This is a genomic window from Algibacter sp. TI.3.09, assembly GCF_038154905.1.
GTDB lineage: Bacteria > Bacteroidota > Bacteroidia > Flavobacteriales > Flavobacteriaceae > Algibacter.
Genome location: NZ_JBAKAN010000002.1, coordinates 537,548 through 550,545 on the forward strand (window position 1 = coordinate 537,548; position 12,998 = coordinate 550,545).

At 29.7% G+C, this 12,998-nt stretch carries 12 protein-coding genes; 4 read left to right on the forward strand and 8 right to left on the reverse strand.

All coding sequences use genetic code 11. The features are described 5' to 3' along the window. Nucleotides 1-3: 3 nt before the first annotated feature. From V6246_RS10025 to V6246_RS10035, 3 genes are read right to left on the reverse strand one after another with little or no spacing between them, the layout of a single operon-like run. Nucleotides 4-447 carry a GNAT family N-acetyltransferase gene (locus V6246_RS10025; protein WP_341560288.1) on the reverse strand — a complete coding sequence of 148 codons (444 nt, stop codon included), beginning with the start codon at nt 445-447 and terminating at the stop codon, nt 4-6. 36 nt (nt 448-483) lie between these two features. Continuing rightward, complete coding sequence (locus V6246_RS10030; RefSeq protein WP_341560290.1) at nt 484-1,404, reverse strand: cation diffusion facilitator family transporter; 921 nt, start codon at nt 1,402-1,404, stop codon at nt 484-486. A gap of 43 nt (nt 1,405-1,447) precedes the next feature. Continuing rightward, nucleotides 1,448-1,882, reverse strand: a complete 435-nt coding sequence (locus tag V6246_RS10035; protein WP_042496276.1) for an RpiB/LacA/LacB family sugar-phosphate isomerase — start codon at nt 1,880-1,882, stop codon at nt 1,448-1,450. Nucleotides 1,883-2,771: 889 nt separating this feature from the next. Here V6246_RS10035 and rnr point away from each other — a divergent pair. After that, entirely contained in the window at nt 2,772-4,976 is a 2,205-nt protein-coding gene (gene rnr / locus V6246_RS10040; protein ID WP_341560292.1) for a ribonuclease R, read from the forward strand. A 723-nt stretch (nt 4,977-5,699) separates the two neighbouring features. On the opposite strand, the gene V6246_RS10045 is transcribed toward rnr, so the two are convergent. Further along, nucleotides 5,700-6,230 carry a sigma-70 family RNA polymerase sigma factor gene (locus tag V6246_RS10045; RefSeq protein WP_341560294.1) on the reverse strand — a complete coding sequence of 177 codons (531 nt, stop codon included), beginning with the start codon at nt 6,228-6,230 and terminating at the stop codon, nt 5,700-5,702. 367 nt (nt 6,231-6,597) lie between these two features. Between V6246_RS10045 and V6246_RS10050 the strand changes: the two genes are divergently transcribed. From V6246_RS10050 to V6246_RS10060, 3 genes are all read left to right on the forward strand, one after another. Continuing rightward, the gene (locus V6246_RS10050) at nt 6,598-6,897 is read left to right on the forward strand and encodes a heavy metal-binding domain-containing protein (protein WP_341560296.1); all 300 of its coding nucleotides are present in this window, start codon (nt 6,598-6,600) and stop codon (nt 6,895-6,897) included. Between the two features lie 114 nt (nt 6,898-7,011). Continuing rightward, a complete protein-coding gene (locus V6246_RS10055; RefSeq protein ID WP_341560297.1) occupies nt 7,012-7,686 on the forward strand; it encodes a head GIN domain-containing protein in 675 nt (224 codons plus the stop codon). A gap of 133 nt (nt 7,687-7,819) precedes the next feature. Next, the gene (locus V6246_RS10060) at nt 7,820-10,243 is read left to right on the forward strand and encodes a hybrid sensor histidine kinase/response regulator (protein ID WP_341560298.1); all 2,424 of its coding nucleotides are present in this window, start codon (nt 7,820-7,822) and stop codon (nt 10,241-10,243) included. Here V6246_RS10060 and V6246_RS10065 read toward each other — a convergent pair. The 4 genes from V6246_RS10065 to V6246_RS10080 form a co-directional block, all read right to left on the reverse strand. Continuing rightward, nucleotides 10,236-11,576, reverse strand: a complete 1,341-nt coding sequence (locus V6246_RS10065; RefSeq protein ID WP_341560301.1) for a sigma-54-dependent transcriptional regulator — start codon at nt 11,574-11,576, stop codon at nt 10,236-10,238. The genes V6246_RS10060 and V6246_RS10065 overlap by 8 nt on opposite strands. Nucleotides 11,577-11,690: 114 nt before the next feature. Next, nucleotides 11,691-12,020, reverse strand: a complete 330-nt coding sequence (locus V6246_RS10070; protein WP_341560302.1) for a hypothetical protein — start codon at nt 12,018-12,020, stop codon at nt 11,691-11,693. A 43-nt stretch (nt 12,021-12,063) separates the two neighbouring features. Beyond that, a complete protein-coding gene (locus V6246_RS10075) occupies nt 12,064-12,408 on the reverse strand; it encodes a hypothetical protein (RefSeq protein ID WP_341560304.1) in 345 nt (114 codons plus the stop codon). 41 nt (nt 12,409-12,449) lie between these two features. Further along, the gene (locus V6246_RS10080; RefSeq protein ID WP_341560305.1) at nt 12,450-12,779 is read right to left on the reverse strand and encodes a hypothetical protein; all 330 of its coding nucleotides are present in this window, start codon (nt 12,777-12,779) and stop codon (nt 12,450-12,452) included. Nucleotides 12,780-12,998: the final 219 nt, after the last annotated feature.

The window sequence follows — 12,998 nt, forward strand, 5'->3', positions numbered from 1 at the left end:
GTTTTACTGTTTCATCATAGCAATATGCGGAATACCATCTTCTAAATAAGATGCTCCAATTTCAGAAAAACCTAAATTATTATAGAATTTTTTAAGATATACTTGTGCTGAAATTTTTATAATCGTTTGGCTAAAGTGTATTTGTATCGCTTCCGCGGAAGCGTGCATAATATCGTAACCATATTTATGCTGTCTTTCATTTTTTGCCACTACTACCCTACCAATGCTAGATTCTTCAAAATAATCGCCTGGTTTAAAGATACGCGTATAAGCAACAATTTTATCATTTTTGATTCCTAAAACATGCAACGCTTTTTGATCTTTACCATCAATATCTTGATAAACACAATCTTGTTCTACACCAAAAACCTCGCTACGTAATTGTAACAAACTATATAATTCTTGCTTTGTCAAAGCTTCGAAGGTTTTTACTTCAATATTAATCATAAATAAGGGTAAATGGAGTTATTAACAATTTTGGGTTTAATCTTGTACTATTATGTCTTTAGAGTCGTTTTTATCAAATTCTGGTTGGATAGTAACATGGTTAATATCATGATTTTCATGTAAATAAGTTTCTATCTTACTCAAAATAGCATCGAAATCAGTTATTAACACATTTTCTTCTAAATCTAAATGTGCCTCTAAATGTAGCTCATTATCACTTAAATTCCAGATATGCACATGGTGCAATAATTTCACCTTTTCGAACTTATTAACATCACTAACTAGGCTATTAATATCAATATGTTCGGGTGTAAATAGCATCAACATTTTGGTAGAAGTCTTTAAAAGATCGAAACCCACCCAAATTAAGTACAAAGCTATCAGGAATGTTAATAAACTATCAACCCAAAAAAGCTGGTAATATTTCATTAACATACCACCAATAAATACGGCTACACTAGCCAACATATCGGTTAATAGGTGAATATAAGCCGATTTGATATTAATATTATTACCGGCATCTTTTTTTAACAACAACACGCTAAAACCGTTACCAGCAATAGCTAACAGGGCTAAAACAATAACTAAGTTAGACTCGATAACCTGCGGATTTTGAAACCGCACTACTGCTTCTTTAATTAAAATAAAAGCAACAATTACTAATGTAGATGCATTGATAAAAGCTGCTAAAATTTCTGCTCGTTTATAACCAAACGTACGGTGTTCGGAGGCTTTCCTTTTAGATAATTTAGAAGCTAGATAACTTACTACTAGCGAAATAACATCGCTAAAATTATGCAAAGCATCACTCAATAAAGATAAACTACCCGAAATTAAACCACCAATAACTTGAGCTACCGTAATAACGATATTTAAGAGAATAGAAATCAATAGATTTTTATCCTTCATATCATGATGGTGATGCTGCGAATGATTATGCCCGTGGTTGTGGCTCATTTATTTTATTTCAACTGTAGTTTATTAAAAAGAAAAATTCTTATTAACAAGATAAAGGTATTTTATCGATACGGTTTTGGTGACGTCCGCCTTCAAATTCTGTATTTAAAAATACATCTACCATTTCTATAACTTGTTGTACAGCAGTAAAACGCGCCGGAATACATAAAATATTAGCATTATTATGGCTACGTATTAAATGTACAATTTCTTTATTCCAGCATAATCCTGCTCTAATTTTTTGATGTTTATTAGCCGTCATAGCTACACCATTAGCACTACCACAAATTAAAATACCAAAAGTAGATTTCTCGTTTTCAACATCGTCTGCAACTGGATGTACAAAATCTGCATAATCCACACTATCGTTAACATCTGTACCGTGGTTAATAATAGTGATTCCTTTTGCTTCTAAATGCTTAATAATAGCAAATTTATACTCAGTTCCTGCGTGATCGTTTCCTATGGAGATTGTCATTATATATATATTAAAGTAAACTTAAACAAAGGTACTAAATAATGTACTGCTATTATATATTTGCAATGTGCTAACTATAGGTATACGTGCTAAATTTACGTTAAAAGCTATTAATGCTTTACAAATCAATACCTTGTAAACACTAAGCTTAAAAAGTGCTAGGGTTATTAACAATTGTAATACTAATGTGTATTACTGTATTCATTACTTGTTAATAAGTGTTGATTAGTTTGTAAAAGAAAATCATTGAATATCCAATAATTTTTACAATCCATAACATTTAGGTAACATGCAAATAAGTTAACGTAAATTTTTGGTTAAGTTATTAGCATCAAAAAGGGTAGTTTTTAGAATTGTTAATAGCGAGAGTTATTAAAAATTGTTGTTAATATGGGTTATTAACAATTGTTAATAGCATTTTTAAAAACCTTTAAATTAAATGAGTTAGAGTGTTTAAAGCTGTTCATTTGTTATCAACAACATTCAATAAAATACAAATCAAAATAAAGCTTGTAAAAGTTATACCGCTATTCACATGCTATAATAAGCATCATTATTTTTTTTAAATTTAAAAGAAAAACTGATTATATATATATATATGTGGATAACTCTAAAATTTAAGGAAAATTGATTTTTTACTTTTTATAAATATCTTTTTAAATTATTAATTCTATTTACTTTAAAAAATATAGTTATAATTAAACTATTTGTTGATAAGCTAAAAAACGTTCTAAACCACTTAGTTTTCATTAATTTAACCTTTAGAAAATATCATTTAATATATAAATTGTAGCTTTGTATAAAATAAATAGCGCATCTTCTCCTAAAATTACGCTATTAAATAACAGAATTTCCATTATCTTAGGAAATCAAAATGATTACAAATTAAATGACAAGAAAGAAAAAAGGAAAATCCAAAAGTAAAGGGATTTCCAACCTATCAAATACAATCTTAAGTATATTAAAAAAAGAAAGAAACCAAACTTTTAACTACAAGCAAATAGCAGCAAAAATTGGTGTTAACGATGCGAGTAGCCGAAATCAAATTATAAAGAAACTTCGCGATTTACAAGGTAAAAAAGAAATTGAAGAAGTAGAGCGTGGTAAGTTTAAAGCCGTTATAAATGCGGAATACCACACCGGAATTTTAGATTTAGCAGCCAAAGGAAATGGCTATATTATTTGCGACGATTTTGAAGACGATGTATTTATTGCCTCAAACAATATTAATAAAGCTTTAAATGGTGACGAAGTAGAATTTTACGCTTACAAACGTAGAGTTCGTGGTAAAATGGAAGGTGAAATTACTAACATTATTAAACGTGCCAAAAGCGAATATGTTGGTGTAATTCAAATTCATGAAAAAAAGAATTTTGCTTTTGTAGTTTGCGATAGCAATAAAATGAGCAGAGATATTTTTGTACCTATTAACAAAATTAATAAAGCCGAAGATGGCGATAAAGTACTTGTTTCATTAGAAGATTGGCCAGAAAAATCCGATTCTCCTAACGGAAGAGTTTTAAAAGTACTTGGTAAACCAGGCGAACATAACACCGAAATTCATGCGATTTTAGCAGAATATGGGTTACCAATGGAATTTCCTCACGAAGTAGAAGAGTATGCTAATAATTTAGATACTACAATTACAGAAGAAGAAATTGGAAAACGTCGAGATATGCGTAAAGATTTAACCTTTACCATAGATCCAAAAGATGCTAAAGATTTTGATGATGCCTTATCTTTTGAGGTGTTAGACAACGGTTTATACGAAATTGGAATTCATATTGCCGATGTTTCGCATTATTTACAAGAAGGTACCGTTTTAGATGATGAGGCTTACGAGCGTGCTACATCGGTTTATTTAGTAGATCGAGTAGTTCCTATGCTTCCAGAGGTTTTATCGAATAACGCTTGCTCGCTGCGTCCACACGAAGAGAAATTAACCTTCTCTGCAGTGTTTCAAATGAATGATAAATGCGAAATTAAAAACGAATGGTATGGCCGTACGGTAACGTATAGTGATGCACGATTTGCTTACGAAGAGGCGCAAGCCATTATAGAAAGCAACACAAATAACATTCCTAAAGAAGTTTCGTTAACAGGAGAAGCTTACAAAGCCGATCAAAAAGTTGCCGATGCCATTTTAAAAATGGACGATTTAGCAAAATTAATGCGTGGTAAACGTATGACGTCTGGAGCTATTTCTTTCGATAAAGTAGAAGTGAAATTTGACTTAGACGAAAATGCAAATCCAGTAGGAGTATTCTTTAAAACCAGTAAAGACGCTAATAAATTAATTGAAGAATTTATGTTATTAGCAAACCGAAAAGTATCGGAATTTGTTGGTAAAAAAGATCCGAAAAAGACGTTTGTTTACCGTGTTCACGACGAGCCAGACGATAGTAAATTAAATAATTTACAAAACGTTGTCTCTAAATTTGGTTACAAATTAGATTTTAAAGATCGTAAATCTGTATCAGCATCGCTTAATAATTTACTTAAAGATGTTAACGGTAAAAAAGAACAAAACCTGGTCGATACTTTAACGATTAGAACCATGAGTAAAGCCGAATATACTACCAAAAATATTGGGCATTACGGTTTGGCTTTCGATTATTACAGTCACTTTACATCGCCAATTCGTCGTTACCCAGATGTTATGGCGCATAGATTATTGCAGTTGTATTTAGACGGAGGAAAATCGGCAAACCAAGATGTTTACGAAGAAAAATGTCAGCATTCCAGCAACATGGAAGGTTTGGCAACTAGAGCCGAGCGCGATTCTATAAAATACATGCAAATTAAATTCATGCAAGATCATCAAGATGAAGAATTTGTTGGTGTTATTTCTGGAGTAACCGATTGGGGAATTTACGTTGAAATTATTTCGAATAAATGTGAAGGTATGGTAAGTGTTCGCGACATGAAAGACGATCATTACGCCTTCGATCAAGATACTTACAGTATGGTTGGTAGCAAAAATAAAATTTCTTACCAGCTTGGAGAAGAGATTATTGTGAGCGTTAAAAATGCAGATTTAGTTAAAAAACACTTAGATTTTCATTTAATAGGCAAGCCAGAAAATCAAGAATAAAATAAGTTGGGCGTTACTCTAACCGCGCTTTTAAGGCGCAGTTAGAGTCGGGCTTTCACTACTCAATCTTTTTGTTTTTGAAAGAAAAACAAAAAGGATTTCAAACAAACCGTTCAATCCCTAACGCTCATATTTGCTGCGTTTTTGGTTAATTGAATGGTTTTTTTTGTCCTTTTTTATCATTGCTTCAAAAAAACTTTTCGTTATGCGATGTCTCCATGCGTCGACATGACTATCAACATTTTATAAGTATTTGGATGGAATTTTAAAGATGAATAGCTAAATATTTCACCACTTTTTTTTTGTCATTTCGACGCTAGGAGAAATCTCATAATCAATCTCATTTCCTGTAAAAGAAAACTTTTCGTTATGTGATTTCTCCATACGTCGACATGACTATTAACATTTTATGAGTATTTGGATAGAATTTTAAAGAGGTATAACTAAATATTTTACCATTTTTTTTTGTCATTTCGACGCTAGGAGAAATCTCATAATCAATCTCATTTCCTGTAAAAGAAAACTTTTCGTTATGTGATTTCTCCATGCATCGACATGACTATCAATATTTTATGAGTATTTTGATATATTTTTAATGATGTATGGCTAAATTTTTTATCACTTTTTTTTTGTCATTTCGACGCTAGGAGAAATCTCATAATCAAGCTCATTTCTTGTAAAATAATAATAATTTGTCTTATTTTTAAAGGTCTCGTGAAGTTATTAACAAGGATTACAAATGGTACAATCGGGCTCACCAATTAAGTTTCCTTTTTTATCCAAGTCGTATTTACAACAGGCTTTAAAATTTGTTTTCAAAATTTCTTTAGATCTTTTTATTCTAGCTTTTACATTTTCTAGGCTTATATCTAGAGTACTCGCAGCTTCTTTTTGTTTTAAGCCTTTAATGTAAACCAGTTCAATAACATCCTGATAAATTTTTGGTAAATCGGTTATAAAACGATCAAAACAACATACGTTTTCATTAATATCTTGAGAAATTTCTTTATTCGTATTTACCTCTTCACCTGCATAAAGAGCCTCTTTATTAAAGTGATTTGTAATTTCATTTCTAGCAATCTGAAAAATCCAAGCTTTTACTTTTTCTTCATTTTTAAGTTTATCTAGATTTTTATGAATTTTTAAAAAGGTATTTTGGAAAATATCATTGGTATCGTTCTTATTTTTTACACGTTTAAGTATAAAAAAATAAAGTTCGTCGTTGAAAGTATTCCATATGTTTTGGGTTTCCATATTCAAAAATAAAAAAAGGTTAGTTTTAAAACTAACCTTATATTAGGTTTAACAGCAGTTACATGTATCGCATTCGCATTTTTCGCAAAGGCATTTACTTTCTAAACAATTTGTACAGTTGCAATTAGTACAACTACAGTTTGTGCATTTACAATTATTCATAGCTTTTAAATTTTATTATTCACTAAGTAGACTGGCGAAGGTTAAAAAAGATACATTTTTTATTCGGTTTAAATATTTTTTAACATTTTATTCAAATGTATATAGTATTTTTTGGAGCTTTATTTTTAAGTCATATTTTCAAAAAATAGTAAATAACTGTAACTTTATTGCGGTTTTTTATACTTATAAACAAAACGATAAAGAGATGATTTTAACAACAACAAATACTATTGAAGGACACAGCATTAAAAACTATTTAGGTGTTGTAAGTGGCGTAGATGTTAATATGCCAAAAACTACAATTTCATTTAATATGGAAAAATATTATGAAAATTACGAGAATAAAATCAATGAAGTAAAGGAAGCAGCTTTTCAAAAACTGCATGCTAATGCTAACAAATTAGGCGCAAATGCCGTTGTTGGTATTGCCTTAGATATAGAAACGATGCCAACTTCGGGTATTATTATAGTCTCTATTACCGGTACAGCAGTTATGGTGGTTTAGTTATTGCTTAACTTGCCTAATGATAATGTTTTGCTAAAGTTTTACACTTCGGAATAATTATTGATAATTTTACATTTCATTATATCATTGAAATTAAAAAAATAAAATATACAGATGAAAACATTAGTTAAAATTTTAGTACTATGTATCACGACAACCTTATTCGCAAATAACGAAATAGATAAGGAAATTGGAGAATTTAAAACCTTAAAAGTTTACGATTTAATAGAGGTAGAGCTTGTAAAAGATAATGTTAACAAGGTTGAAATTACCGGTAGAAATGCTGAAGATGTTGTAATTGTTAATAAAAACGGGTTACTTAAAATTAAAATGAGTTTAAACGAAATTTTTGATGGCAACAACATTAAAATTAAACTGCATTATACAGCTTTAGATGTTATTGATGTTAACGAAGGATCTAAAGTGTTTTCTAACGATACCATCGAGCAATTCGAGATCGATTTAAGAGCGCAAGAGGGTGCATCTATCAAGATACCTTTAAAAGTGAGTTACGCGAATATTAAAGCTAATTCTGGCGGTATAGTAGAAGCGACTGGTACATCTACAAGTCAAAAAATATCATTGTACACAGGTGGTATTTACAATGGTGAAAATTTAAATACAACCAAAACCGATGTAGCTATTAAAGCTGCAGGAGAAGCTCACGTAACAGCTACCGACGAAGTTGATGTAAATATTAGAGCTGGTGGTGATGTGTATATACACGGAAAACCAAAGAATGTTACCGAAAATAAAGCATTTGGCGGACGTGTGAAATATGTAGATTAAGATAATTTCTTTTTTAAAAATAGTATAAAATTCATGTGGTTAAAATTCTAACTGCATGAATTTTATTTTTTTATGGTAGTTGCTTAGTTGTATATTATCATTTATTTTTAGAGTTAACACAACATGTATTTTTATGAAATATGCTAGACGCGCTATTACTTTTAAAGTTATAATTGGCTATATAATACTTGCTAGTTTAGCTACCGTTTCGGGTTTTTTAATTTTTCATGAAATAAAAACATTTACAAGTTTACAGAAAGAAGATATTACCGATCGAAGTAAAATTATTAGAGCAGGAAGTTTAATTGCAGATATTTATGAAAATGAAAGTTTAGCCAGAGCTGCAATTCAGTTAAAATCTTCAGAAAAATTTGATGAGTATGTTTTAGAAAACGAACAACTTCTTTTAAAAATAGATTCGCTTAGATCACTTATTAACAGTGATAGTCAACAACATATTTTAGATAGTATTAAAGTTTATGTAAACCAGAAGTTTGAAAATATCAAGGAGTTAAAAGAATTGAAAACCCGCGATAATGCAGATGAATCTATAAATAAAGCTATTAATAAACTTACCTCTATAGACTCTCATTTAGGCAAGGTTTCCATAAATGATTTAGTTAAAAATCCTGATGCTTTAGATAAAAAAACGCGTTCGAATTTTGAAGAGTATGTTAAAATACTTAATAAATATAATCCTAGAGATTCTATAAAACAAACCGACCAAGTAGAGATCGATTCGTTGCTGTCCATTTCTAAAAGTATGCTGAAAGATGTGCAGGTTAAATCGAATAATCAGCGGGTATTTTTACAGAAAAAAGAAAGTGAACTTATTCAAAACGATTTAATAATTTTTAGAAAACTACAACAATTATTAAGTGCCTTAGAGCGCGATATTGTAGACTATAGTAGTGTTATTAATCAACAAAGAGAGTTAACAATTAATCGTAGTAAAAATATAATTTTAGCATCTGCAGCTATAAGTTTTATTGTAATTATTATTTTTTCGATTATCATTTTAAACGAGTTTAGAAAAACACAGCGTTACCGAAAACAACTCGAAGAAGCTAATGAAACTACATCGTCACTTTTAAAAAGTAGAGAGCAATTAATTTCTATGGTAAGTCACGATTTACGAACGCCTTTAAGTACTATTACTGGGTTTAGCGAATTACTACAACAATCGGTTCTAGAAAAAAAAGATAAAAATTATATAGAACATATTTCTAGTGCTTCTAATTATATGGGAAAACTAGTGGACGATCTTTTAGAATTTTCGAAATTAGAAAACGGAAATATCACCATAGAATCTATACCATTCAATTTAGAAAATCATATAGAAGAAATTGTTCAACATGTAAAAAATAGCATTAAAAATAAGCCTATTGAATTTATTTTAGAACATGATCAATCTATAGAAAATCTTATAATTACCGATCCATTTCGATTAAAGCAAGTATTGTTTAATTTGGTTATCAATGCGTATAAATTCACCAATGAAGGTAGTATTACCATATCGAGTTTATTAAAACAAGATGTATTAGAAATTAAAGTGAGCGATACTGGAGTGGGGATTAATGATAATCAAAAAGAGCATATTTTTAAAGAATTTGCTCAGGCTGATAATAATCAAAATAGTAACGATAAAGGGTTTGGATTAGGTTTAACCATCTCTAAAAAATTAGTTGAAATTTTAGGCGGAGATTTAACTTTAGAGAGCGAATTAAACAAAGGCAGTATATTTACTTTAAAAATACCTGTAAAGCGTTCTAATAAGCCTTTAAATACGAATAGCACATCTACAGAGGTATTAGTAAAACCTATTTTTAATTTAAAAGCCATAGTTGTGGAAGATGATGCCTCTATGCAGCAATTTATTCACGATGTTTTAAAACAATACGGTATACAAGCTTATGTATTTGGAAATGCAAAAAATGCTTTAGATGAAATAAAACAGATTGATTTTGATTTTGTTTTAACCGATATCCAGCTGCCAAAAATGAATGGTATTCAATTTATGGAAATTATTAAAACAGATACTTCTTATAAAAATCAACCTATAATTGCGATGACGGGTCGTGCAAAAATGTCTACCAAAGATTATTTAAACAATGGTTTTTCCGAAGTGATCATAAAACCATTTAATTCTAGTAAAATTCAACATGTTTTAGAATCGTTTTTTAGTAGTGAAGGCACTTACATAAAAGAAAAAATTATTAATGAAGAAGTTATAGAACCAGAAGGATTTAGTATTGTGTCCTTAAGTACTTTTTTTAATAATGATACCGATGCAGTTAAAGGAATATTAAAGACTTTTTTAGAAGATACTAAGAAGAATGATGAGTTATTAACTGTTGCTAAAAACACTAATGATATTAACACCATTAATAGCTTAAGCCATAAAATGCTTACTATGTTTAAACAGTTAAATGTTGAAGCAGTAATTCCTTTTTTAGAAACCTTCGAATTGAGTAAAATTATAGAAAATAACGATTTTATAGCTTTTAAAAAAGAGTTAGAAAAGTTTATTAAAGCCTTAGAAGATTACATTAATTAATATCGTATTCCTTTATTTTATTATAAAGTGTTTTTCTGGTAATATTCAATAGTTTGGCAGCGTTCGTTTTATTATTATTTACTTCTTTTAAAGCATTTATAATAAGTGTTTTTTCGTTTTCTTTTGTTGAGAAACTAGCGTTACTCTGCACCGTTTCTTTAGGTTGTGTTAACTCGCTTGGTAAAACATTGGTATCAATAAGTTCTGTTTGTGTTAACAAAGTAGCACGTTTAATAACATTAGATAATTCTCTTAAATTACCAGGCCAAGCATAATCTAAAAATATATTAAGCACGCTTTTAGAAAAACCAATAACCGATTTGTTTAATTGTTTATTAGCTTTTTCTAAAAAGAAATCGGCATAAAGAATTAAGTCGTTGTTTCTCTCTTTTAGGTTAGGTATTTTAATAGAGAATTCATTCAGTCTATGGTATAAATCTTCACGAAAAGTCCCTTTTTCAACAGCAAGAAGTAGATCTTCATTTGTTGCAGTTATCAACCTGATATCAACATTAATTTCAGTATTGCTACCTACAGGTTTTACTTTTCTTTCTTGTAAAGCACGAAGTAGTTGTATTTGATTTTCGTAGGTTAAATTTCCAACTTCATCTAAAAATAAAGTACCACCATTTGCGGCTTCAAAATGTCCTATTTTATCGTCTGTTGCACCGGTGAAAGAACCTTTTTTATGTCCAAAAAATTCACTCGAAGCGATCTCTTTTGGAATGGCACCACAATCTACAGGTATAAATGGTTTATCTTTTCTTAAACTTTCTAAATGAATTGTTTTTGCAACAACCTCTTTACCTGTACCACTTTCACCAGTAATTAAAACCGATAAATCGGTTGGAGCAACCAATTTAATATATTCATTTAAGGTTTTAGAAGCGGCACTAATACCTTTAACAAACTCTGTATTTGTATTATTTTTTTGTTCTTTATTTATTTTTTCTGGTGTACTATTAGTAGTTGCTTTTTGTTCTAAAGCATTATTAATAACTTCTAAAACTTCATCTGGATTAAAAGGTTTAGAAATATAGTCGAAAGCACCTTGTTTCATGGCTTGTACAGCGGTAGAAACTTCAGCATAACCCGTCATTAAAACAACAGGAACAGTGTTTTTATCCTTTTTTATTTGCTTTAATAAATCAATACCACTACCATCTGGTAGTCTTAAATCTGTAAAGACTAAATCGTATTTTTGATTTTTTAAAAGGGTAGAAGCGCTATTAATATTATAGCTTAAAGTTACTGCATATTGATGGCGTTCTAAAAAATGTTTTAGCATTTTAGAAAAAGAGACATCATCTTCAATTAATAATATTTGCTTCATAAAAAAGTATTGTTCTACAAATGTATTAAGTTTAATGGATAGGTAAATTTTATAAACACAAAAAAAGACGTTTTATTTCAAAACGTCTTTTTTTAAGAATGGCGTTATATAACACTATTCCATGGTTTCTTGAGTTGCCTCAACATCTTTTGCTTGTAACCAGTTACCATCTTTATCAGCATACACAACATTGTCTGTACCGTCCATAGTAATTTCAAGTTTGTATTGCTCGCTGCTGTTTACATAAGCTTTGTTTAAAGTTGCTGTAGATAAATCTTTAACTAAGGCATCAGTTACTGCAGTTGGTACATTTTCTAAAGCAACTTCTTTAAATTCTTCAGAGATAGAAACCGTTGCGATTTCAGATTGAATAGGGTTTACTGTTAAAGCGAAAGTTGATAATCCACTTGCTACGATTGCTACTGCTAAAATTAATTTTTTCATGATTTTTTATGTTTTAAATGTTTACTTAATTATTTATAAAATATTACTCTTCAATAGTTTCTTCAGTATCTTGAGCTGGAGCTTCAACGTCTGATGCTTTTAACCAGTTACCATCTTTATCAGCATATACAACATTGTCTGTACCGTCCATAGTAATTTCAAGTTTGTATTGCTCACTGCTGTTTACATAAGCTTTGCTGATGGTAGCTGTAGAAAAATCTTTTGCTACGGCTGCAGTAACTTCTGCTGGTAAGCTTTCTAAAGCAACTTCTTTAAATTCTTCAGAGATAGAAACCGTTGCGATTTCAGATTGAATAGGGTTTACTGTTAAAGCGAAAGTTGATAATCCACTTGCTACGATTGCTACTGCTAAAATTAATTTTTTCATGATTTTTTTGTTTTTAAATGTTTACTAATTATTTATAAATATTATTGCTCAGTTGATGGTGCTACTTCGATATCTGTTAATTTTAACCAGTTACCATCTTTATCAACATAAACCACGTTGTCTGTACCGTCGATAGTAAGTTCAATTTTGTATTGCTCACTGCTGTTTACATACGCCTTGTTTATGGTAGCTGTAGAGAAATTTTTAGTTACAGCTTCAGTAACTGCAGTTGGTACATTTTCTAAAGCAACTTCTTTAAATTCTTCTGTGATAGAAATAGTTGTTATTTCAGATTGTATAGGGTTTATTGTTAATGCGTAAGTTGATAATCCACTTGCCACGACTGCTACTGCTAAAATTAATTTTTTCATGATTTTTTCGTTTTATGATTATTGTAAATTGTTTTACGATGAGTTAATTGAAATAAATATGCCGTAACTGAAATTAAATGAATTAAAAAACGTAATAAACTGATATATAGATAATTAATATTTTTGTAAAAAAAATAGAATAGTTTTTGTTGTGTAATAAGTGTATAAAAAAGAAGATTCATGGGTAAATATTACCCAACTGATGTGTTTATTTTCTTC